This is a genomic window from Thiomonas sp. TH-17 (genome assembly GCF_057473305.1).
Genome location: NZ_JBYCKI010000313.1, coordinates 1 through 23,364 on the forward strand (window position 1 = coordinate 1; position 23,364 = coordinate 23,364).

Below are 23,364 nucleotides of genomic sequence, written 5' to 3' on the forward strand. Positions count from 1 at the left end.
CAAGGTGCATTACGTCATCCAGCCCTCGCACCTGTGGAACAGCATCGCCAACCTCGCCCGCACCCAAAGCCCGGAGCTGCTCAACACCCTGCAAGCGGGCTTCAAATACATCGAGACGGAATCCTTCGAGAGCACGTTTCAGGGGCTGTTCTCAGAGATCGACTTGAGTTCGCCCAAGCTCGGCAAGACCTACGCTGATCGCAACGCCAAGCTCTGCACCATCATCCAGAAGATCGCCGAAGGGTTGGCGGCGTTCTCCACCGACATCGACGCGCTGGGCGATGCCTATGAATACCTGATCGGCCAGTTTGCCGCAGGAAGTGGCAAGAAGGCGGGCGAGTTCTACACCCCGCAGCAGATTTCCAGCATCCTTTCGGGCATCGTCACGCTGGACAGTCAGGAACCGAAAACCGGCGCCAAGAAGCGGCTGGACAGCGTGCTGGACATGGCCTGCGGCTCGGGCTCACTGCTGCTCAACGTGCGCAAGAAGGTGACCCAGGCCGGCGGTGCCATCGGCAAAATTTACGGCCAGGAAAAGAACATCACCACCTACAACCTCGCGCGCATGAACATGCTGCTGCACGGGGTGAAAGACACCGAGTTCGAGATCTACCACGGCGACACCCTGCTCAACGAGTGGGACATGCTGCGCGAGCAGAACCCGGCCAGGAAGCCGAGCTTCGACGCCGTCGTCGCCAACCCGCCCTTCAGCTACCGCTGGGAGCCGACCGACGCGCTGGCCGACGACGTGCGCTTCAAAAGCCACGGCCTCGCCCCCAAGTCCGCCGCCGATTTTGCCTTTCTGCTGCACGGCTTCCACTTTCTGAAAGACGAAGGCGTGATGGCGATCATCCTGCCGCACGGCGTGCTGTTTCGGGGCGGGGCGGAAGAACGCATCCGCACCAAGCTGCTCAAGGACGGCCACATCGACACGGTGATCGGCCTGCCCGCCAATCTGTTCTATTCCACCGGCATCCCGGTGTGCATTCTGGTGCTCAAGAAGTGCAAGAAGCCGGACGACGTGCTTTTCATCAACGCCGCCGAGCACTTCGTCAAAGGCAAGCGCCAGAACCAGCTGACCGACGAGCACATCGCCAAGATCATCAAGACCTATCAGTTCCGAGAGGAAGAAGCGCGCTACTCACGCCGGGTGGAGATGCCGGAGATCGAGAAGAACGACTTCAACCTCAATATCTCCCGTTACATCAGCACGGCGGTAGGCGAGGCGGAGATCGACCTGACGGCGACGCATGCGAGCCTGGTGGACATCGAGCAAGCCATCGAACAGGCGACGGCGCAGCACAACGCCTTCCTCAAGGAACTCGGCTTGCCGCTGTTGCCGTCGGCGCCCATCTCCAGCGCGCCGAGCGCCTGTGCCGATCCATCCTGAGCCGGGCCTTTGTCGGCGGGTGAGGTGGGATCAGTAGCCGGTTTTCAAACCGCAGGATTTGTTCGTGCTGCTGGCCTTGCTCAGCCGAGGCGACGAGGCGGCGGGCTATGCGGAGCTGGCGGCGCAAACCGGGTTGGCCACTTCCGCCGTACATGCGTCGTTGAAACGGGCGGTGGCGGCGCGGCTGGCCACCCGTCCGTGACCCGTGTCAGTAGGTGGCCAGCACGTTGAGGAATACGCCCCGGTTGTTGTAGGACAGGTCGGTGAGGTTGTCGGAGAAGTTGGTGAAGTTGTAGCCGACGCCCATTTTGACGTGCTCGTTCATGCGCCGGTACACGGCCAGCAACGCCCCGCTCTGGGTATCGCCGGCCTCTTTGGCGTGCAGGCGCCGCCACTCGACCAGGCCGCTCCATTCGCGCACGAAGTGCCACTCGCCGCGCAGCACCACGAGGCTGGCGCTGCTGGAGAACCAGTCGCCGGCATCGCGGCTGGGGCGCAGGCTGCTCCAGCGATAGCCGAGCTTTGCGCCGAGGGACAGCCAGTCGTTCGCGTCCCATATGGTGTCGGCGGAGAGAACCTGGCTGCGCTGGCTGTAGTCGGCCACGGTGGTGGTCTGCACGCCCGAACTGGGCGAGAGCTGGCCGGGCGAGGGCAGGTCGTAGAAATAGGTGTACTTGATCAGTGTGTTCCAGCGGTCGTTGTCCACCGGGCGATAGGCCGCGCCGATCACGCCCTCGGTGTAGTCGCCATCGAAAAACGCGCCTTGGCTGGCGCTGCTGCGGGCGAGGTCGAGCTTGCCCAGCAGGCGCCAGGCGGCGGTGAGCTGCTGGCCGAAGCTGTTGCGGGTGAGCCAGGAGGTGCGCCCGCCGGTGAGGTTGCTCTGGTCGCGGCGGTATTCGAGGCTGGAGGCATAGACGGTGTCATTGTCTTTGTACCCGAGGGACACGGCTGCGGCGCGACGCTTGAGATCGCCGTTGAGCGGGTCGCTGAGGGTGCCGGCTTCCATCTTGAGGCCGACGCTCCAGCGCTCGGTCGGCACAAGATCGACGCCGAAGGCATGCAACAGCCCGGCCTGGCCCGTGCCGGTGGTGCGTCGGGTTTCTTCGTACAGGCTGACGCGGTCGTTGAGCTTGCTGCGCGAACCGACCAGCAGGGTGCCGAAGCGCCCGCTGTAGAGCTGATCAGGGCGCTGCGTTTCCATCAGGTACTGCAGATAGACGTTGTTGCGGTCATCGACGCGGTAGTCGCTGCCCAGCTTGCCGCCCACGCCGCCGTCGCCGTCGGAGACTTCGGCGTTCAGGCGCAGGCGGTCGGTGGCCTGCCATCCGCCGCCCGCACCCACGCGATCGTTCTCGCTGCGGGTGCCGGTGCGGTTGAGGGTTTTCTGGCCGAAGCCATAGACGTTCCAGGGCGCCAGGCCGCTGCCGCCGGGCTCGGCGGCCGGGTGGTAGTCGAGCTTGGCGGCAGCGTCGGTGCGGTTGCCGTTTTCGGCCAGGATGGGGCTGAGGATGAGCGCGGTGTCGGCCACGCCGCGGTCTTCGGCGCGCACGGCCACGCTGGCGGTCCAGTTCGGGGTCACCTCTTGGCGCACTTCAGCTTCGGCGAGCTTGGTGTCTTGGCTGCTGGCCAGCCGCTGGTCGATCTTGAGCGAGACTTGCGTATCGTTGCCGACCGGAACTTCGGCGCGCGCTCCGCGCTGAATCACGGCCTCGCCGCCGATGGCGATCTGCCCGGGTGCGGAATATCCGGCCTCGCGGTCTTTCCAGTAGGCGCCGAGCTTGCCGCCAAGCCCTTCGCGCAGGTCGGCCAGGGCGACTTCGGCCTCGATCTTTTTGGCATCGGCCCGCGAGCCGGGCGCCACCTGGCGACTGGCAAAGTCGAAACCGCCGTCGATGGAGCTGAGCGTGCCGGCGCCCGCGCCTTTGGAGCGCGCGACTTCGGCCCGCAGCCAGGTGCCGGGCTTGTAGCGCAGCGTAGCGTCGAGGCCGCTGAGGGTCTGTCCGATGCCGTCTCCGGCCTGGTGGTAGTTGGTGAGGCCCAGCCGCACATGGTCGTTGAACCAGTGTTCGGCGCGCAGGCCGGTGGCGAGCTGATCGACCTCGGTCATGCCCGGCACGAACTCGTAGGTCACCACGAGGTATTGCGGATTGCCCGACAGGCTGCCGTTGCGCACGAGGCCCGCGCCATCGGCCACGGAGGACAGGGGCTGGTTGAGCAGCAGGCGGCCCTGCAGGTAGCTGAGGTCGTAGTCGGAGCCGGGTACGAGCAGGACGCGCTGCAGCACCAGATCGGAGTTCCGGTCGCGCACTTCGACCCAGACGCGCTCGGAGCCCACGGTGACGTCCTGGCGGCGCAGGTAGTAGAGCGAGCCGCCGGTGCCGCGGAAGTCGTCGCGCGCGCCCACGGTGCCGGGGTCTGCGGCGAAGGCGTTGACGCTGGTGCTGCGCTCGCCCTGCGTGGTGGTTGCGGCTGACTTCCAAAGCGCATTGGCGCCGTACAGACCGCGCGAATACTGCGTGAGATCGGAGCCGGACCAGGCGGTGATGAAGTTGCCCCACATCACCGAGTTGTCGTCCTTCTCGACCTTGACGTAGAACTTGCCCTGCGTGGGAGCGTCGTCAAGGGCGGTGGAGTCGTCGCCATAAACGGGGTAGTACTGATCGGAGTCGATGCGCCGCAGCAGATAGCGCGGGTCTTTGCGTGCGAAATTGCTGAACAGGTCGGCCAGCGGCTGCTCGCGGGTGTCGGCCGAGGCGGTGAGGCGGTAGCCGTTGGCGAACGCGCCCTTGGTGTAGAAGGCCAGACGGCCATCGGCAAAGCCGTTCTTCACCTCGTTGGTCAGGGTGGGATCGACCAGGGTGGCATGGGCCGAGCCGCTGCCATGGCCCACGGTGAGATCGGCCACGGCCACGCCGAACCAGGCGGTTTGAGGAATGACGATGTTGCGCCGATAGGTCGTCTCGGGCTCGGCGGCGGCGGGGTCGTCGATGCGCACCACGACCGCATGGCTGCCGACGGGCAGGATCTGCTGGGTGACGAACTTGCCTTCGCGGCCCACGGGAATCTGGCTGCCCAGCGCGGTGACGGCGGCCTTCTCGCTCGGCGCGCGGCCATTGATGGTGACTGTGCCGCCCTGCACCGGAATGTTGGCGATGGCGCGGTTGTTCTTGCCGTAACCGATCTCGGCCTCGCGTTTGGCGCTTTGCAGATCGGCGTGGGCGGTGCGGTGCGTCACCAACGTCAGCGGTTTGGGCAGAGTTTGATCGAAGCGGCCTTGCGCGTCTTCCACGCGCACGAGGTAATAGAGCTGAGACGGCGCATCGACGGGCGCTGTCCACTGGGTTGCTGCGCCAAGTGCGACGGGCAGCACGGCCAGCGGCGCGGTGTCGGGCGCGGGCTCTTGGGCGTAGATGCGGATTTCAGCCCGCTTGATCCACGCGGCGTAGTTGGTCCAGGTGCGGAAGGTGACGGGCTGCCCGCGCTCGGCCCCGTTGGGCACGGCCCAGGCGTTCAGGGCGGGCGTGAGCTGCAGCGGGTCGTAACGCACTTGCACTTGATCTTTCGCCAGTGCCACGTCGACGCAGCGTTGCCGGTCGGCCTCGCTGGGAGCTTGCGCGCCCAGCGGAGCGCCATCGACGCTCACCAGAAAGGGCGCGGCGGGATCGACCGCGGGCTGCGTTTCGCCGCCGCACAGACTTTGGCTCACGGGCGCAGCCACTGGGGGTGCCACCGGGACGGCCGGCACCGGGGCGGCCACGCGCTGGGCGCCCCAGACTTCGATCTGGACACGGCGGTTGCGCGCCATGCCTTCGGGTGTGGCATTGCTGGCCAGCGGCGCACTGTCGCCCTGGCCGGAAATGGCGAACTTGTCGGCCGCAAGACCGAGTTTGCGCATGAGGTAGCCCGCCACGGCGGCAGCCCGCGCCTCGGACAGCGCCTGGTTGCTGGCGTAGACCGAGCGCAGCGGCACGCCGATGCGCTGATTGTCGGTATGGCCGACGACGCGCACGTTGCGAATCTGGATGTCGGACAGGCGGGCGGCCAGGGCGTCGAGCGCCGCTTTGGCGGACTCGGTCAGTTCGGCGCTGCCCGACCGGAAACCGGCCTGAGCGGCGTCATCGATTTGCACGGCCACGGTGGCCGGGGGCTGGGCGGCTGCACCGCTTTGACCGGTCTGCGGTGATGGCTGCGCCGCTGCCGCACGCATGCGGCGCAAGTCGCTGGGCGACAGGCCGCTGGCGGCGAGCGTGGCGCTTTCGGCCTCGCTGGACGGCGGCGGCTCGGCGGCGTAGCTGCTCGCGTCGTCGATCATGCGGCCGCGAACGCGGGAGTGGCAACCTTCATCTTCCGGCGCGCAGAGCGCGGAGTCTTCGCTGGCTTGCGCCGCGAAACCGTTCTGGAAGGGGGTGCCCAGCGCCAGACAGATGAGCGCGGTGAGGGGTTTGCGACGAAACGCCATCATGGCTGAACCTCGACAATTTCGGTTTCGATCGCCAGGGGATAAGCGCGCCCCAGTTGCGACCAGTCTTTTTCGATGCGTTCGCGCAAGGCGTCCAGGCGTTGCTGCGCCAGGCCTGGAGACTCGCCCGGACTGAGGCGGTAGGCCAACCGCACGACCGAGGGTCGCTCGCGCAACTGGGCCTGGACCTTGGCCAACTCGGCCGTCCAGCTCGGTTGCAGCGCGTCGCCCTGTGCGGCGAAGGCCGCGGCGTTGACGCTGATGCGCACCACGCGGTGGATGGTGGCGCCGAAGTTGAGCTTGACCATCTTGCCCGCCGTTACGCGCACATCGCCGGGGTTTTCCGTGGTCAGACGGTAGCCGGTGGGCAGGGTGCGGGTGTCGAGCTTCATGACGAAGTTGGCGCCGCGGGCCTGCTGCGGCATGGCGGCGCAAGGCACGTGGTAGCGGCCTTGCGCGTCGGTGGTCACCAGCAGGCCGCGGGGCGTGGCCAGGCGAATGCCGGGCAGGCCCGGTTCGCCGACGTCTTGTACGCCGTTGGCGTTGCGGTCGTCGAAGACTTTGCCGATGAGATCGGCGCAGTCGAATGTGGGATCGGGCACGATGCGTACCGCCGCCGTGCCGATGTTCGACACGGGGCGGTTGGCCTGCGCATTGATCGCCCAGGCCTGGTTGACGTACTCGCCCTCGCCCACCCCGCTGCCCACGACCAACACGAGCTGCACGCTGCGCACCTGGTTGGGGGCGAAACTCTGGCCAGGCCAGCTCAGGTCACGACCTGAGATCACCGGCTCGGCGGGCACGCCGTCGATGCGGGCACTGCCGCTGCGGTACTTGAAGCCCGGCGGCACCTGGTCGCGCACGGTGATGTTGCTCAGCGCGGCGCCCAGGGTGTTGGTCAGGGTGATGGTGTAGGGCACCAGTTCGGCCTTGACCACGTTGACCTTGGGCGTGGTCTTGCGCACGCTCAGCGCGCCTTGCAGCACCGGGTCGAGCGGCACGTGGTTGCCCACTACGCCCGCCGAGCCGGGCGCCAGCCCGAAGGCGAGGTAATAGGGGGGCAGTGCGCCGCTGGCGGGTGGCCCGGAGAGCGGCGAAACCACATAGGGCGCGTTGCCCTGCGGCACGGTGAGCACCGCGCCGGTGGGCGGGTGAATGCTCGAAGGCGGCGGCAAATAGCCCGCGGGCGGCTGGATCTGCAGCTGATAGGTGCCGGCGGGAGCCGACGGCATCAGCAGGAATTGGTAGAAGCCATCGGCTGCCGTGGTCTGGCTCACGTTGGCGCTGCCGCCGACGAGATGCTGCGGGTCAACCGGCTGGCCGTTCGGCCCCAGCAGGGTGACCACGGCGCCGGGCACGGTTTGACGCGTGACGCTGTCGTACACCACGCCGGAAGGATCGATCGGCAGATCCTGTTGCGTGACCGTCACGCCCGAGCCCACGGTGATGCCGGAGATCGCCGGTATGGCGGCCGTCGGATCGACCGATCCGTTCCACTGCGGGTTGGCGTCCTGCGAAACGGGGTAACCGTAGTAGGCCCCGCTTGGGCTCTGGAAGCGCAGGTCGTAGCCGGAACCTGCGGGAACGTCGGCCAGGGCGTAGCGGCCATTGGCGTCGGTGCGCGCCGGGTTGACCCCGGAGACCGGCTGGCCGTTCTGGTACAGCGTCACGATCCAGCCGACCAGACCGGGCTCGCCGGCGTCCTGCCGGTTTTCGCCGCCGCCGGGCTGGTTGAGCCAGACGGAGCCGGTGATGCTACCCACGGCGCCGGTCCGCTCGGCAAAGTCGTAGCCGGTCGCCGCGGCGCCCGCGGCCAGCGCGATGCCGGTGATGGCGTTAGTGCCCGCAGTGCCGCCCACATTGCCGGGCAGCGAACCGCCGTCCTGATAGAGCACAGGCTGGGTTTCGGTGAGGTTGTAGCTGCCGGCAACCAGCCCGGTGAACTGGTAGGTGCCGTCTGCGGCCGTCACGGTGGTGCGCGACTGCGCGCCGCTGAGGGTGACGGTGACGCCGCCGATGCCGGGCTCGCCCGCGTCGGCAGCGCCATTGGCGTTGCGGTCGAGAAAGACCTTGCCCGCCAGCATCGCGCCGTGGTCGAGGAAGTCGTAGCCGGCGGCCGCCGTTCCTGGTGTCAGCACGATGGAAGACACCTGATTGGTGGTCGTCGCGCCCCCGGCGTTGCCCGCACGCACGCCGACATCGGCCAGACCGACTGGCTGGGTTTCGGTGACGGTATAGGTGCCGGGACGCAGGCCGGTAAATTGATAGGCGCCTTGCGCATCGGTGACCACGGTGAGACTGACGGGCTGGCCGCGGTCGTCGGTGCCGGTCAGGGTGAGGGTGACATTGGCCAGCCCTTCGCCCGCATCAAACACGCCATTGCCGTTGACGTCATCGAACGCGCGGCCGGACAGGCTGGCGGGCGCGATTTCGCCGAAGTTGAACGCGGTGAACACCTGCGCCGGGTCGAACGGAATCGCGCCGATCTGGTTGGGCTGAGTGCTGACGCAGGCCGTGCAGGCGGCGCCATCGATCAGCCCCGGCGTGGTCTTGCCGTCGAGGTAGCCCGCAGGCTGGGTTTCGACCAGGGTGTAGCCCGCGGCATCGGCCTTGCTCAGGCCGCTGAACACATAGCTGCCGTCGGCCGCGGTGGTGGCGCGCAGATCGACCGCATTGCCGTTGACGTCGCGCCCGGTGAGTTGCAGCACCGCGCCGCCCAGGCCGGGCTCGCCCGCGTCGCGCACGCCATCGTTGTTGGTATCGGCATACACCACGCCTGTCAGAACGCCGGTGCGCTCGCCGAAGTTGTAGCCCGTGCCGCTTTGGCCCGCGGCCATGACGATGCCCGAGATGACGCTGGAGCCCGCCGCGCCTGCAGTTCCCCCCAGGCTGCCCACCTGCTCGGCGCCGTCGGCATAGGCGTCGGGCTGGGCTTCGGTCAGGGTGTAGCCGGCCGCGTTTGACGGCAGCAGATTGGTGAACGCATAGGCGCCGCTGGCATCGGTCACAGCGGAGCGCGTCACCGCGGCGCCATTGAGATCGACACCGCTCAGGGTGACCGTCACACCGGCGATGCCGGCCTCGCCAGGGTCGCGTACGCCGTTGGCGTTGCCGTCGATGAACACGCTGCCCGCAAGCTGTGCACCAACCTCGCCGAAGTTGTAGTTGGTCCCGACCTGATTCACGCCGAGATTGATGCCTTGCAGACTGTCCGGCCCGGACGCCGTGCCGCCCAGCGATCCCGGCTGGTCGCTGCCATCGGCATAACCGGCGGGCTGCGTTTCGACCAGGTTGTAGGTGCCCGCAGGCAGATCGCTGAACAGATAGGCGCCGGTGCTGTCGGTGGTCTGGGTGGAGACCACGCCGGTGGCGGTATTGGTGGCGGTGACGGTGACCCCCGCAATGCCCGGATCACCCGCGTCGCGCACGCCATTGCCTTGCAGATCGACGTACACGAAGCCTGCCAGACCCTGACCGATTTCACCGAAGTCGTACTGCACGGCGCCCTCGCCCGCGCCCAGGGTGATGCCGCTGATCGTGTCGTTGCCTGCGGTGCCGCGCGGGCTGCCGTTGATCGTGCCGACCTGTTCGCCGCCATCACTCCACTGCGCGGGCTGGGCTTCGGTCACGGTGTAGGTTCCTGGGCGCAGACTGGCAAACTGGTAGCTGCCGTCGGCGGCGGACTGGGTGGTCAGCGAGACGGCTGCGCCCAGGTCATCCGTGCCGGTGAGCGTCAGTGTCACGCCGCCGATCCCGGCGGTTTCGCTCGCATCGTGCACGCCGTTGCGGTTGGCATCGACATACACCAGGCCCGACAGGCTGGCCGGTGGCAGCTCGCCGAAATTGAAGCCCGTACCGGCTTGCCCCAGGCCCAGGTTGATGGCGGAAATTCCGTTGCCGCTGGCCGACGCGGCGCCGGGCGCCGTCACGCCCGTGCCGGCCGTGGCCTTGCCCGGCAGAAAGGCGGTGGGCTGGGTTTCGCTCAGGCTGTAACTGCCGGGACGCAGACCGGTGAACGCGTAGTTGCCGGACGCGTCGGTCACCTGCGTCAGGTTGACGGTCTGCCCCTGGTCATCGGTGCCGCTAAGGGTCATGGTGACACCGGCAATGCCGGTTTCACCACCCTGGATGACGCCATCGTTGTTCAGGTCGCGGTACACCCGTCCGGCGATGCTGGACTGCGGCAACTCGCCAAACAGATAACCCGTGGCCGCCGTGTTTGAAGCCAGCACGATGTTGCTGATCTGATCGGCCGGGGGCGCTGCCACGGTGCCTGCGGCGCTGCCCGCCGTGTCTTTGCCATCGAACCAGCCCGATGGCTGGGTTTCAGTGAGCGTGTAGGTGCCAGCGGGCAGGCCGGTGAAGCTGTAGCTGCCGTCTGCGGCGGTGGTCGTGCTCACGCTCACCGCGCTGCCGTCGGGCGCACTGCCGGTCAGGCGCACGGTCACCGAGCCGATGCCGGACTCGCCCGCATCGCGTGCGCCGCTGTCGTTGTTGTCGGCATAGACCGATCCGGCCAGGCTGGCTGTCTGCACCTGCACGGCGCCGCTGGCGCTGTTGTTGCTCGCGACTTCGTCTTTCGAACTGGTGGTGATGTTGGCCGTGTTGGTCAACGTGCCGGGGTTGGTCAAGGGCGGCGTGATCACCTTCACGGGCACGGTCACGGTGGCGGTCGCCCCGTTGGCGACATCGTCGCCGAAGGCGCAACTGAATGCCGAGGCGCCCGCGTTGCCGCTACAGGGCGCGGTCGGCAGCGAAGGAAAATCAGTCGCGCTGCCCACGGTGACCGTGGGCGCGCCGGTGAGCACCATGCCGGTGGGCAGGGTGTCCTGCAGCACCACGGCATCGGCCGCGCCAGCGCCGTTGTTGACCACGGTAATGCTGTAGGCGAACGCCTCGCGCAGACCCACGGTTGCCGCGGAGGCAGTCTTCGAGGTGACGGCGACATCGGCCTTGTTGCGCACGGTCGTCTGCTCCGTGACCGTGTTGTTGCCCAGCAGCGAGTCATAGCCAGCATTGGTTTCGTCGGAACTGACGGTGAGCTGGGTCGTGGTCGTGCCTTTGGCTGTGGCGAGCAGTTGCACTGTGACGGAACGGCTGCTGCCAGCCGCCAATCCGCCCATGGCGCACGCCACCGTGCCGCTGTAAGAGCCCACTGAAGGTGCCGTACAAGTTACGCCACTCGGCGCGGTAACTGACTGATAGCTCAGGCGTGCATTCGGCAGCACGGCGCTGATCTGCACGTTTTCGGCGTACGACGGGCCGTTGTTGGTCACGGTATAGGTGTAGACCATGGCGTCGCCCACCGCGACCGGGTCGGGGTTGTCGACCACATTGGCCAGCAGGTCGAGCACCGGGTTTGCGACCGGCACATCCACGCTCGCGCTGTTGTTGGTCGCGTCGGTCTCGGTGGTGGCCGTGCTCACGCTGACACTGTTGGTCAGCGTCGTGCCGCGGGTGGCCGTATTGGGGCGCACGACCACGGTGACCGTTTGCTGCGCCGCGTTGCCGATGCTGCTCCAGGAGCAGACCAGGGTGCGGTTGCCCGAGGCCGTTGTGCTGCCCGCCGTGGGCTGTGTGCCGCAACTGCCACCGCCCGAGGGCGTGGCCGAAACGAAAGTCACGTCCAGAGGAAGCGTGTCGCTGATGCCCACGGTCTGCGCACGGCTCGGGCCGTTGTTCCGGGCAGTGACCACATAAGTGAGGTTCTGTCCGGCAACGCCAGAGCTGGGAGACGCCGACTTGCTCACGGTGACATCGGCGCGCGGATCGACGGTATTCGCGGCGCTCGCGGAGTTGTTGCTGCCGACCGGATCGGCCACCGTGTTCGACACCACCGAAGCGGTATTCGTGCGCGAACCGCCATCGCCGCCCGGCCGCACCCGCACCGTCACCACCGGGCAGTTGCTGCCCGCCGTACAGACGGGGACGCTGGTGAAGCTGCAGTTCAGATTGCGTGCGTTGCTGCCAGAAGCCGTTGAGGTACAGCTGCCACCGGTGGCGTTGCCCGCGCTGATCGTGGCGTCGATGAAGCCCTGGCCGGTCGGCCCCGCACCGCTGTTGATCAGCGTATCGAGGGTGTCGCTGAGTGTGACGTCGTTCGAGGCCTTTGGCCCGGCATTCACGATTTCCAGCGTGTAAGTCAGCACGTCGCCCGCCGCGACCGTGGCGGGGCTGGCGGTCTTGTTCAGACTGAGGTCGGCCGAATCGGCCGCAGCCTGCACCGTCATGCTGTGGCTGGCGCAGTCATTGGCGCTGTTGCCGTCGGGCGGCGGCGTGCCGCTTGACGACGCGGCGGACGACGCGCAGACCGAGTTCACATAATTCCCCGCGTTTGCAGCGCCGACTTCGTAGCTGATCTGCGGCGTCCAAGCGCCCGCAGCCAGCGGGCTGGCTGCGGTGTATTCGCGTGTGCAGGTGATGGTCTGGTTGCCGCTGGCTGCGGTGAAGGGCGCAGCCGGAGCGCAGCTCCAGCCGTTGGTTGCGGTATAGGCCTGCACGGTGATGCCCACAGGCACGGTATCGACCAATCGTGCGGTGCCGGTGAGCGCGGCCGGGCCGCTGTTGCGCATCGAAACCGTCCAGGTCCAGTTTGATCCGGTACTCGCCAGTGCCGGACTCGGACCGGCCTTGCTCGCGCTCAGATCGGCCGTGGGCTCGACCACGTTCAGGCTGACCTGCCCATTGTTGTTGGACGGGTTCGGGTCGGACGTGCTGCTGCTGACGCTGGCCGTGTTGACCACGCCATTGCCCGCGCTCGTAGCCTGCACCTGGAGGGTGATGCTGCCGATTGCGACGTTATTGCCCGCGGCACTGCCGCCCTGGGCGCGGCTGCAGCTCACCATTTGCCCGCTGACCGTGCACGACCAGCCATTGCTGGTGAAGTTCGCCGCATTCAGAATTTGAAAATTCGACGGCACCGTGTCGCTGATGCTCAGGTTTGCGGGGTTGTCACCGGTGTAATAGCTGGACAGCACATAGTTGAAAGTGCTGCCCACCAGCACGGGAGACGACACCGAGGCCGTTTTGCTCAGGCGGACATCGCTGCCCGGGGTGACCTGCACATTTGCGGTGACGGTGTTGTTGCTGCTCACCGGGTCTTGCGGAGCCGAGGACGAGGTGATGCTGACGCTGGAAGACAGGGTGAGCGTCGAGCCCCCAGCGGCCGATACCGTGCCGTTGACCGGGCCAATATTGGCGGCGGCCCCGTTCGCCAAGGTGGAGGAGAGGTTGCAGGTCAGGGTCTGGCTGCTGACGCCGCATCCGGAAGGCAGTGAGCCGGTGGCATTGAAGCCCGGCGGGAGATTCGCGCTGACTTGAATGGCGCTGGCGGTGTCTGGCCCGTTGTTGGTGACGCTGAACGAGTAAGACAAGGCGCCGCCGGACGACACGCTGGTCGCGCTGGGCGTGACCGAAAGCGCCAGATCGGCGCCTTGCGTGACCGTGGTCTGCTGGGTGATGTTGGTGTTGTTGGCGTTGTCGGTGTCCGTCTCCGCGGAGGTTGCCGTGGCCGTATTGGTGATCAGCCCGGCAGCGCGGGTGCGCAGGCGCAGTTCCACCGTGGCCGAACCAAGCGACGCGAGGTCACCGATCGCGCACGACACCACGCCGCCCGAGGGCGCGCTGCAACTGCCTTGCGTGCTGCTGGAACTGACAAAATCCACCCCGCTGGGCAAGGTATCGGAGAGCGTGACGCCGGTGGCCGCGGTGCTCCCATTGTTGTCGATACGAACGGTGTACTGCACCACGCCGCCCGCCGCGACGGGGTCATAGCCGGTATCGGTGTTGTTGACTACCAGATCCACCGCAGCCCAGGCCGGAGCCGCCGCACAGATCAGCGCAACGCCAGTGATCCAGCGCGCGATGCTTTGCCGCCCGATTCCGAACTTACCCAACCCCGCTGTGATGTCAGACATCCGTCCACCCCATGAATATGTCGAGGCGACACCGGACCCGTCTCAGGGGCTGAAGCTGGCGGGGCAAACTACAACTGCGCCATGCACCGCCCAATTACTACGGTTTTTGCTCACAACGCCACATGACGCGTGAACCGCTTTGCCCGACCCGATCTCAGGTATCGCTGAAGGGCAGAATCGTAATGAACGGTTACTTTATGTAATGTAAATTTGAAGCAACATTCTACAAATGTTTCATAATGTTCACAAATCGTTGACATGAAACAAGTGAATTGGCGGCGGGCGAACGCCTTTCAAAGAGCTGCTGGGGACAGTCTGTTACAGACTTGCAACATTCCTCCGAAACGTGAGGACACGACGGTTGCCTTCGCTTTCGCCCCTCAGCGCTTGCGCGCTACCGCATCGACCAGCGCCGAGCGCCCAACGTGGCCCGTGCCTTCCTGCAGGGTGGCTTCGTGCTCTTGCAGCAGCAACCAGTCGGCCTCGGGCAGCAGCTCGCGCAGCAGTTCGGGGGTGTAGAGATGGTCGGCTCGGCCGGGGCCGCCGGTGCCGTATTCGAGCTGTTTCACCGCGTAGCCCTGCACGCAGAGCAGGCCGCCGGGTTTGAGGGTGCGCCACAGGCCGGAGAACAGACGCTCGCGCAACGCGGGGTCGGCGAACTGCACGAAGATGGCCACCACGGCATCGAATTGATCGGGCGTCCAGGCCCATTCATCCACCGAGGCGACGTGAAAGTCCACCGACACGCCGCGCTCCTGCGCCCAGCGGCGGGCTTTATCGACGGCGACGGGCGAGAGGTCGAACGCGGTGACGTGGTGGCCCTGCTCCGCCAGCCAGATGGAATTGCGGCCTTCGCCGTCGGCCGCGCTGAGGATGCGACTGGCGGGAGCAAAACGCGCGGATTCGCGCACGAGAAAGGCGTTGGGCTCGGCGCCGTAATGCAGGCCGGGCTTGGCGAAGCGGGCGTTCCAGGTTTCGCGCGGATCGGCAAAACTGCCGGCGGGCGGCGTGGCGGGGGTGTGCGGGGTCATGGCGCGGTATGGGCTGAAATTGGCAAAAGCAATGCCGCCATTTTGCGGAGTTATTTGAGTTTTTGCCCGGCGCCGTCAAACACCGAAACCGTCACCGGAATGCCCTGGCGCACGCTTTCGCCCACGGTGCAAAACTGCTCGAACTGCATCAGCACGCGGTCGAGCCGCTCCATGCCTTCGGCGGCCGCGCCCATGCGAATGTCGACCGTGATGGACAGCACGCGCAGACGACCGGCTTCGTTGCGCCCGATCTCGCCCGTGGCGGTGGTGGTCAGCCCCTTGGGGTCGAGCTTGAATTTGCTCAGGGCGAAATACAGGCTGGAGCTCATGCAGTTGCCCACGGCGGCGAGCAGCAGGTGCGAGGGCGACGGCCCCGCGCCCTCGCCCAGCGGCGGCGGCTCGTCGGTGCGGATGGCCGGGCGGTCGTCGGCAAAGTGCAGGTCGAACTGGTAGGCGTTGATCTGCTTGAGGGTGATGTTGGGGGGCTGTTTATCGTCCATGAAAGCTCCAGGTTGAGGGCTCGGCGGGGTCGCGGCACGGAAAGGTTTGTCGAGACAAGACCGCTTGCGATCAACTTTAATACTTGTAGATCGATAAGGGCTGCGGGACCGCCCTCTAACATGCTGGTTTCGCCGCGCCGTCGTGCGGCTGATTGCTCCGCTGCTCCCCCTATCTTGGCAACTTCCGAAGAACTCTGGCTCAAGGCCCGCAAAAAGGACATCCGTCCGCAGCTCAACCGCGCCGTGGGGCTGGGGCTGTTTGCCGGCTGGCTGATCATCGTGCAGGCCTGGCTGCTGGCGCGGGTGGTGTCGGCGGTCATCATCGAACATCAGCATCTCGCCGATGTCTGGGGTTATCTGGCGGCGATGCTGCCGATTTTCGCGCTGCGTTTCGCGCTGATGCGAGCGTCTGAAAACGTGGCCTTCGAAGCCGCGGCGCAGGTGCGGCGCGATTTGCGCGGACGTCTTTACGAGCATTTGCAGGCGCTGGGGCCGTTGTGGCTCACGCGCCAGTCCAGCGGCGACATCGCCAACACCATCGTGACCGGCATTGACGCGCTGGAGGCGTATTACGCGCGCTACCTGCCCAATATGTCGCTCACCGCGCTGGTGCCGCTCTCTATCCTGGTGTTCGTGCTGCCGCAAGACTGGGTGTCGGGGCTGGTGCTGTTGTTGACCGCGCCGCTGATTCCGATTTTCATGATTTTGATCGGCAAGGGCACGGAAACCCTCAATCAGCAGCAATGGCAGTTGCTCTCACGCATGAGCGCGCGGTTTCTCGATTCGCTGCAGGGACTGACGACGCTCAAGCTGTTTGGCGTGAGCCGCCACGAGGCCGAGGTGGTGGCCGCGCTCACCGAGGAATACCGCATCGGCACCATGAAGGTGTTGCGGGTGGCGTTTCTGTCTTCTGTGGCGCTGGAATTCATGTCCACCATCAGCATTGCGATGGTGGCGGTTTTTATCGGCTTTCGCCTGTTTTACGGTGAGATGCAGTTTTTTAACGGCTTTTTCGTGCTGCTTCTGGCGCCCGAGTTTTACCTGCCGCTGCGCAATATGGGCACCTTCTACCACGCCCGCATGGAAGCGATCGGCGCGGCGCAGAACCTGCTCAAGCTGCTCGACACCCCGATTCCGCCGCATGCCCAGGCCACCGGCGGCACGCAGAAATTGGACGCGGCGCAAGAGATGCAGATCCGCTTCGAAGCGGTCACCGTGCGCCACGCCGACGATCTGCCGCCCGCGCTCGACGCGGTGAGCTTCACCGCCCAGCCGCGCGGCCTCACCGCGCTGGTGGGCGCCAGCGGCGCGGGCAAGAGCACCGCGCTGCATGCGCTGATGGCGCTGGTGCAGCCCGAAGCCGGGCGCATTCTGGTGAATGAAGCGCCGCTGACCGCGCTCGACGCCACCGACTGGCTGCGGCATGTGGCCTGGGTACCGCAGCGTCCGCATGTGTTCGAAGGCTCGGTGCGCGACAACATCGCGCTGGGCCAGTCCGACCCGCCGCAGGAGGCGGTGGAGCGTGCCGCCCGCGCCGCGCAGGCGCATGACTTCATCGCCGCGCTACCGCAGGGCTATGACACCCCGCTGGGCGAGCGCGGCCTGGGCTTGTCGGGCGGACAGGTGCAGCGTCTGGCGCTGGCGCGGGCGCTGCTCAAGCCCGCACCGCTGGTGCTGCTCGACGAAGCCACGGCGCAGCTCGACGCCCAGACGCAGGCGCAGGTCGGCGAGGCCATTCTGGCCCTGGCAAAAGAGCGCTGCGTCATTCTTGCCGCGCACCGCCTGAGCACGGTGCTGCAGGCCGACCATGTGGTGGTGCTCGAAGCCGGGCGCGTGATCGAACAAGGCGCGCCCGCCGATCTGCTGAGGGCTGACGGCGCCTTTGCCCGGCTGGTGCGCGCCCACGAGCCCGCCGCCGAGGAGCAAGCCTGATGCGCTGGAACCCGCTGCCGCCTGATTTCGATTTGCCCCAGGCCCGCGCCGACCTGAAGCGGCTCGTCGGCCTGTTTCTGCCCTATCGCAACTGGATGCTGTGGGGCGCGCTCGCCGCGCTGCTCACCCTGCTGGCCAATGTGGCGCTGATGACGGTTTCGGGCTGGTTCATCGCTCAGATGGCGCTGGTCGGCCTGGTGGGCGCGGCGATGGATTACTTCACCCCGGCCGCCTTCATCCGCGGCATGGCCATCACCCGCACCGCCGGGCGCTACATCGAACGCCTGATCACTCACGAAGCCACCTTCCGGCTGCTGCAGGAACTGCGGGTGTGGTTTTACCGGCGGCTGGAGCCGCTGGCCCCGGCGCGGCTGCAAGAGCTTCGCAGCGCCGACCTGAGCAGCCGCCTCATCAGCGACATCGACGCGCTCAACCACCTCTACCTGCGCGTGCTCGTGCCGGTGGGCGTGGCGCTGCTGGGCGGTGCACTCATTCTGGCAATGATGGCGCTTTACAGCGGGCGGGTGGCCGCGTCCACCCTCTTGTTCCTGCTGCTGGCCGGGGTGGCTGTGCCCCTGCTCACCTTCCGTCTGGGACATGGCCCGGGCCGACGCTTGGTTACGCTGCGCGCCGAATTGCGCAGCGCTGCCGTCGACGGCTTGCAAGGGCTGGGCGAGCTGCGCGTTTATGGCGGGGTAGCGCGACAGGCGCAGCGCATCGACGCGCTGACCGACGCCATGATCGGCCAGCAGCGCCAGCTCAGCCGCGCCACCGGCCTGTCACAGGGCCTGCTCGGGCTGTCGGCCCATCTGGCGATGTGGGGTGCGCTGTTGCTGGCCATTCCGCTGGTGACCGATGCCTCCATCACCCCGGCCGAACTGCCCATGCTGGCGCTGTTCGTGCTCTCCAGTTTCGAGGCGGTTTTGCCGCTGCCGCTGGCGCTGCAGATGCTGGGCGAAACCTTGGCTGCGGCGCGGCGGGTGTTCGGCATTCTCGACGCCCGGCCGCAGGTGGAAGAGCCCGCCGACATGCCCGTGCCGCCGTGGGAGCGCGCCGAGGTCGAGATCGACGGTCTGCGGCTGCGCTACCCCGGCGCCCGCGGCGAGGCGGCCTGGGCGCTCGACGGCCTGAGTCTGCATCTGCGCGCGGGCGAGCGCGTCGCCCTGGTCGGCCCCAGCGGTGCAGGCAAGAGCACGCTGGTGCAGGCGCTGCTGCGGTTCTGGGACTATCAGGAAGGTAGCGTGCGCATCGGCGGCCACGACCTGCGCGCCTGGCCGGGCGAGGCGCTGCGCGCGCACATCGCCGTGGTCTCGCAAGACACTTATCTGTTCAACACCACGATCCGCGACAACCTCATGCTGGCCAAACCCGAGGCCACGCCCGAAGACGTGATCGCGGCGTGCAAGGCGGCGCAGTTGCACGACTTCATCGCCGCGCTGCCCGAGGGTTATGAAACCTGGGTGGGCGAAGCCGGCATGCGGCTTTCGGGCGGTCAGGCGCGGCGCGTGGCCATTGCCCGCGCGCTGCTGCGCGATGCGCCGCTGCTCATTCTCGACGAACCCACCGAAGGCCTGGACGCGCTGACCGAGCGCGATCTGCTGCGCGACATTGCGCAACTGATGCAGGGCCGCACCGTGCTCCTCATCAGCCACCGCATCGCCGCGCTGCCCGCTGCGGTCGACCGGGTACTGGTGATGGAAGCCGGCCGGGTGGTGGAAACCGGCGCGCCCGCCGAGTTGCTGGCGCGGCAGGGCGGCGCCTTCCGCGCGCTGCACGACGCGCTGTGAATCAGTTCAGATCAGCAATTCAGATCAGCACCCGGTTCAGGTCATGCGCGGCAACAGCCCGCGCAGGCTCAATCCGTCTTCGCTCAGCGCCGTGGCGATGGCCAGGCGCAGCGGGCCGATGCGGCTGGAGGCATCGAGCACCAGTCGGCGTACCAGGCGGGCCGCGCCGCGGTCGTCGGTGTAGAGCGTGGCGATGGCTTGCGTGGCCAGATACAGCGGGCGCGTGGCGCGGCGATGCGCCGCCTCGAAGCGCTGCAGGCGCTCGGGCGCGGCGATGTCGGCGCCCGCACGCGAGGCGGCCAGAATTTCGCGCGATAGCAGATCGACACCGTGCAGACCGAAGTTGAAGCCGTGCGCGGTGACCGGGTGCATGCCCACGGCGGCGTCGCCGATCAAGGCGAAACGCGGCGCGACGAAGCGCTGGGCATAAACCCCGACCAGCGGATAGGTGTGACGGCTGCCCGCGCGTTTCATCTCGCCCAGACGACCCTGATAGCGCCGGGTGATGTCGCGCTCGAAGTCGGCGTCGGGCAGCTCCAGCAAGGTCTGCATCTCATGCTGCGGCAGCGTGAGCACCACAGACGAGAGGTGCTCGGACAAGGGCAGCAAGGCCACGGTCTGGCCGATGCCGAACCATTCCCACGCGGTGTGGTGGTGGGGTTGCTCATGCTGCATGCGGCACACCAGCATGGTCTTGCCGAAGTCGTGCGAGTCGGCCCCGATGCCCATCTTGCGGCGGGTTTCGGAAAACCGGCTGTCGGCGGCGATCAGCAGCCGCGCCCGTATGGTTTGGGCCGGTGTCGCGGGCGCCGATGCCTGCGCCGGTTCAAGGTCAAGCTCAACGCCCTGCGCATCGGCGCGCACCGCGCCCAGACGGGTCTGGTCGAACAGGGTGTATTCGCTTTGGCCCTGCACCGCCGCCCACACCGCGCGGCGGATCTGCTGATTGGGCACGAGGGCGCCGAGCTGGGTTTTGCCGCGCAGCGGCGATACGCGCATGGGGTGCGGATCGTTGCCGTTGAGCACCACAGCGTGCTCGAGCGGAAATACCTGATCGGGCGCGATATGGTCGAACACGCCCGATTCGCGCAGGGTGCGCAGGGTGCGCAGGCTGAGCGCGATTTCGCGTCCGTCAAACGGGGGGTCGGCCAGCGCGGCCGCGCTTTGCTGCTCGACGAGGGCGATGCGCAGGCCGCTGCCGGCCAGCGCCCGCACCATGGACAGACCGGCCGGGCCGGCGCCGATGATGGCGAGATCGAACGTCATGTCAAAGTCCTGTGAGACGGTAATTAGGGGTGATAAAGCGGTGAACAAACCGGTTTTGTGCGGCGTTTACAACCGCGCTTACAGCCGCGCCATTTCCAGCGGCGCTTCACCATACACCGCGCGCGCCAACACCCGCAACGCCGCTCGCAAACCCTCTTCAAGTACCGGGTGATAGAAGGGCAGGGTGAGCAGTTCGGCCACGGTCATGTCGCGCTGCAGGGCCAGGGCCAGCAGGTGCCCCAGATGCTCGGCACCGGGCACGCACATTTCCGCCCCCAGCAGTTTGCCACTGCCGGGCTCGGCGTACACATGCAATTGTCCGGCCGCACGCAGCATGGCCATGGCGCGCGCCTGCTGGGCAAAGTTGAACCCGCCGGTGGCGAACGATTTGCCCTGCAGCGCCTGCCAGGTCTGGCCGACCACGGCGAACTGCGGATCGGTGAAGGCGATGGCCAGCGGCACGCGGCGGCGAAAGCGCGCCGCTCCGTGCAGGGCATTGAAGGCGGCGATGAAACCTTCGTCGGAAGCCTCGTGCAGCACTTGCAGCTCACCGTTCACGTCGCCGCAGAAATACACCGGCAGGTCGCCGATCTGCAGGGTGTTGCGGTCGAAGTCGGGCAGGCCGCGAGCGTCGAGCGGCACGCCCAGCGTCTGAAGCCCGAGGCCGTCGGTGTTGGTGCGCCGCCCCATGGCTGCCAGCACGGCATCGACCTCGACCGGGCTTTCGCCGTCGTCCACGATCAGCGCGCCCGCCGCACCTTCGCGCACCTGGACCGCGCGGCCCAGATGGAGAGGAAATTCGGCGCCGATGCGGCGCTGCGCCTCGGCCTGGATGACCGGATCAGTCAACGGCCCGAGGCTTTCGCGCAGCTCGAAGCCGTGCACGTCCAGGCCCAGCCGTGCCAGCGCCTGCCCCAGTTCGAGGCCGATCACCCCCAGCCCGACCACGGCGATGCGGCGCGGCAGATCGGGGCGCTCGAACAGGTCGTCGGTGGTGAGAATGCGGTTGCCAAACGCCTGCCACGCCTGCGGCACGACCGGACGGGTGCCGGTAGCGATGAGAATGCGGTCAGCGGTGATGACTTCTTCGCGTCCGTCGTCGTGGGTGACGATGACGCGACCCGGCCCGTCGAGCCGGGCCCGCCCGGCGATGTTCTGCGCAGGCTGCAGGCTGTGGGTGGCGCCCAGCACCCCGGCCACGCGCGCATCGCGGTATTCGCGCACCCGCTGCAGCACGGCGGGCAGATCGACCTTGAGGCCCTCGCCGCCGCGGATGCCCAGGGTGTCCAGCTGGCTGCCGCGATGAAAGTCGTCGGCGGCCTGGATCAGCGCCTTGGACGGCATGCAGCCCACGCGGGCGCAGGTGGTGCCGTAGGGGCCGTGGTTGATGATGACGAAATCGTCGGTGTGCTTGCGCACCTGCGACAGCGCGGTGAGCCCGGCTGAGCCAGCGCCCAGAATGGCGATACGAACGTGACGCACGGATGAACTCCGGTGAAGTGGAATTCGCGTGAGTCTATCGGCGCGGCCTGACGCCCGTTTTGGGCGGGGTCAAGCCGCGCGGTCAAACGCTTCAGGTGTGATCGTGCACGGCGGCGTGCTCGGCTTCGGCGTGCACCATGGCGAGCATGGCATCGCGCTTGTCGGCGGCGCCGAACATCGGGCTGGTGCCCACCACCTGATGGTTGGCCGCCTTCAGATTGAAGTAGGCGCGGCCGTCGCTGGCGACCTGCTTTTCAAAGCGCTCGGGCAGCACGCTGTTCTTTTTGACCGAGGCGATGCCATTCTCTGCGGAGGCCTTGCTCTCGTACTGCTCGCTGCTCAGCAGCGTGCCGCCATCGGCCGCTTTGAGCGAAAAGTGGAACTGGCCTTTTTCGTTTTTGTGCAATTCAAAGCTGACTGCCATAGAGAACTCCTGGATGGGTAAGTCGGTGCCGGGCGACGCAGGCGCTTGTCGGGCAACTCGCGCGCCAATGGACGAATGGAAAGAATGGCAGGGACGACGCATCCCCGCACGCCCCGAATGGTCGGCGCGTTCTGTGACAAATGCAAGACTTGCGACCCAACTTTTGACAATAGTTGACAGATCGGCGGCGCTTTAACCAACGCGGGCTGGATCAGCCGGCCTGCTGCTCCAGCGCGAAATGCGCCCCCTTGAACTGCCCGAGCACCCCGGTGAGCCAGGGCAGCACCTCGCGCAGGGTGGCGTGCAGCGTCCACGGCGGGTTGATGAGAAACATGCCGCTGCCCAGCAGGCCGAAGCCGCTGGCGTCGGGCTCGCGCACCTGCATGCGCACATCGAGCCAGTCGGCCTGGCCTGCGATGCGGCGCAGTTGTTGAGGCAGCAGGTGCGACTCGCGCCGCTGCAGCACCGGGTACCACACCGCATAGGTGCCGACGGCAAAGCGCTGCAGGGCGTCGCTGACCGTGTTGCGCAGCGCGGCGTAATCGGTCTTGAGTTCGTAAGACGGGTCGAGCAGCACGACGGCGCGGCGGTCTTGCGGCGGCAACAGACTTTTGAGGGCGACAAAGCCGTCGGCGCAGCGCACCTGCACCCCCGGCTGCGCGCCGAAGGTGGCGTCGAGCACGCGATGATCGGTGGGGTGCAGCTCGAACAGCCGCAGCTTGTCTTGCGGCCGCATGAGCTGGTGGGCGACGGCGGGCGAGCCGGGGTAGTAGATGAGTGCCCCCTGGGTCGGCTCGCCGACCCGCCCCCCGAGGGGGTCAGGAAAACTTGGGGCGGCCCGGCGTTTTCCTGAGAGCGGGCCGCCGGTGTTGAAGGCGCGGATCTGCGCGAGGTAGTCTTGCACCGCCTCCGGTGCGTCATTGCGGCTCCATAGGCGCTCGATGCCCTCGGCATACTCGGCATTTTTCTGCGCCGCCGCTTCGTGCAGGGGGTAACCCCCGGCGCCCGCGTGGGTGTCGATCACCCAATAGGGTTTTTCTTTGCGGTTCATGTGCCGGAGCACCTGCACCAGCACCAGATGTTTGAGCACGTCGGCGTGGTTGCCGGCGTGAAAGGCGTGTCGGTAGGCGAGCATGTGCGCACTGTAGCCGCTGGCGCGCCGGGGAGAAATCCTGCG

12 protein-coding genes are annotated in these 23,364 nt (G+C 67.0%); 4 read left to right on the forward strand and 8 right to left on the reverse strand.

Going from position 1 to position 23,364, the window contains the following annotated elements:
• Together AC2VLV_RS17015 and AC2VLV_RS17020 are read left to right on the forward strand one after the other, a co-directional pair.
• The coding region (locus tag AC2VLV_RS17015) for a type I restriction-modification system subunit M (protein WP_486991091.1) at positions 1-1,390 on the forward strand (1,390 nt) is incomplete at its 5' end.
• A 64-nt stretch (positions 1,391-1,454) separates the two neighbouring features.
• Positions 1,455-1,592, forward strand: a complete 138-nt coding sequence (locus AC2VLV_RS17020; RefSeq protein ID WP_486991092.1) for a helix-turn-helix domain-containing protein — start codon at positions 1,455-1,457, stop codon at positions 1,590-1,592.
• A gap of 6 nt (positions 1,593-1,598) precedes the next feature.
• Here the strand turns inward: AC2VLV_RS17020 and AC2VLV_RS17025 are convergent, their stop codons facing one another.
• The 4 genes from AC2VLV_RS17025 to AC2VLV_RS17040 all read right to left on the reverse strand — a co-directional run bounded on the left by AC2VLV_RS17025 (position 1,599) and on the right by AC2VLV_RS17040 (position 15,296).
• Complete coding sequence (locus AC2VLV_RS17025) at positions 1,599-5,852, reverse strand: OmpA family protein (RefSeq protein WP_486991093.1); 4,254 nt, start codon at positions 5,850-5,852, stop codon at positions 1,599-1,601.
• Positions 5,849-13,765, reverse strand: coding sequence for an SdrD B-like domain-containing protein (locus AC2VLV_RS17030; RefSeq protein WP_486991094.1), 7,917 nt, complete (start codon positions 13,763-13,765; stop codon positions 5,849-5,851). The genes AC2VLV_RS17025 and AC2VLV_RS17030 overlap by 4 nt, the downstream gene beginning before the upstream one ends.
• A gap of 380 nt (positions 13,766-14,145) precedes the next feature.
• The gene (locus AC2VLV_RS17035; RefSeq protein WP_486991095.1) at positions 14,146-14,796 is read right to left on the reverse strand and encodes a class I SAM-dependent methyltransferase; all 651 of its coding nucleotides are present in this window, start codon (positions 14,794-14,796) and stop codon (positions 14,146-14,148) included.
• Between the two features lie 50 nt (positions 14,797-14,846).
• Entirely contained in the window at positions 14,847-15,296 is a 450-nt protein-coding gene (locus AC2VLV_RS17040) for an OsmC family protein (RefSeq protein ID WP_486991096.1), read from the reverse strand.
• 174 nt (positions 15,297-15,470) lie between these two features.
• On the opposite strand from AC2VLV_RS17040, the gene cydD reads away from it, so the two are divergent.
• Together cydD and cydC are read left to right on the forward strand one after the other, a co-directional pair.
• Complete coding sequence (gene cydD / locus AC2VLV_RS17045) at positions 15,471-17,228, forward strand: thiol reductant ABC exporter subunit CydD (RefSeq protein WP_486991097.1); 1,758 nt, start codon at positions 15,471-15,473, stop codon at positions 17,226-17,228.
• Positions 17,228-19,015, forward strand: coding sequence for a thiol reductant ABC exporter subunit CydC (cydC, locus tag AC2VLV_RS17050; RefSeq protein ID WP_486991098.1), 1,788 nt, complete (start codon positions 17,228-17,230; stop codon positions 19,013-19,015). Before cydD ends, cydC begins: the two co-directional genes overlap by 1 nt.
• A 36-nt stretch (positions 19,016-19,051) precedes the next feature.
• On the opposite strand, the gene ubiM is transcribed toward cydC, so the two are convergent.
• The 4 genes from ubiM to AC2VLV_RS17070 all read right to left on the reverse strand — a co-directional run bounded on the left by ubiM (position 19,052) and on the right by AC2VLV_RS17070 (position 23,322).
• Positions 19,052-20,281: a 5-demethoxyubiquinol-8 5-hydroxylase UbiM gene (gene ubiM / locus AC2VLV_RS17055; RefSeq protein WP_486991099.1), complete on the reverse strand. Its 1,230-nt coding sequence runs from the start codon at positions 20,279-20,281 to the stop codon at positions 19,052-19,054.
• A 78-nt stretch (positions 20,282-20,359) separates the two neighbouring features.
• On the reverse strand, positions 20,360-21,763 hold the full coding sequence (locus tag AC2VLV_RS17060) for a dihydrolipoyl dehydrogenase (RefSeq protein WP_486991100.1): 1,404 nt from the start codon (positions 21,761-21,763) through the stop codon (positions 20,360-20,362).
• Positions 21,764-21,854: 91 nt separating this feature from the next.
• Positions 21,855-22,187, reverse strand: a complete 333-nt coding sequence (locus AC2VLV_RS17065; protein ID WP_486991101.1) for a YegP family protein — start codon at positions 22,185-22,187, stop codon at positions 21,855-21,857.
• Between the two features lie 211 nt (positions 22,188-22,398).
• A complete protein-coding gene (locus tag AC2VLV_RS17070) occupies positions 22,399-23,322 on the reverse strand; it encodes a 23S rRNA (adenine(2030)-N(6))-methyltransferase RlmJ (RefSeq protein WP_486991102.1) in 924 nt (307 codons plus the stop codon).
• Positions 23,323-23,364 lie beyond the last annotated feature (42 nt).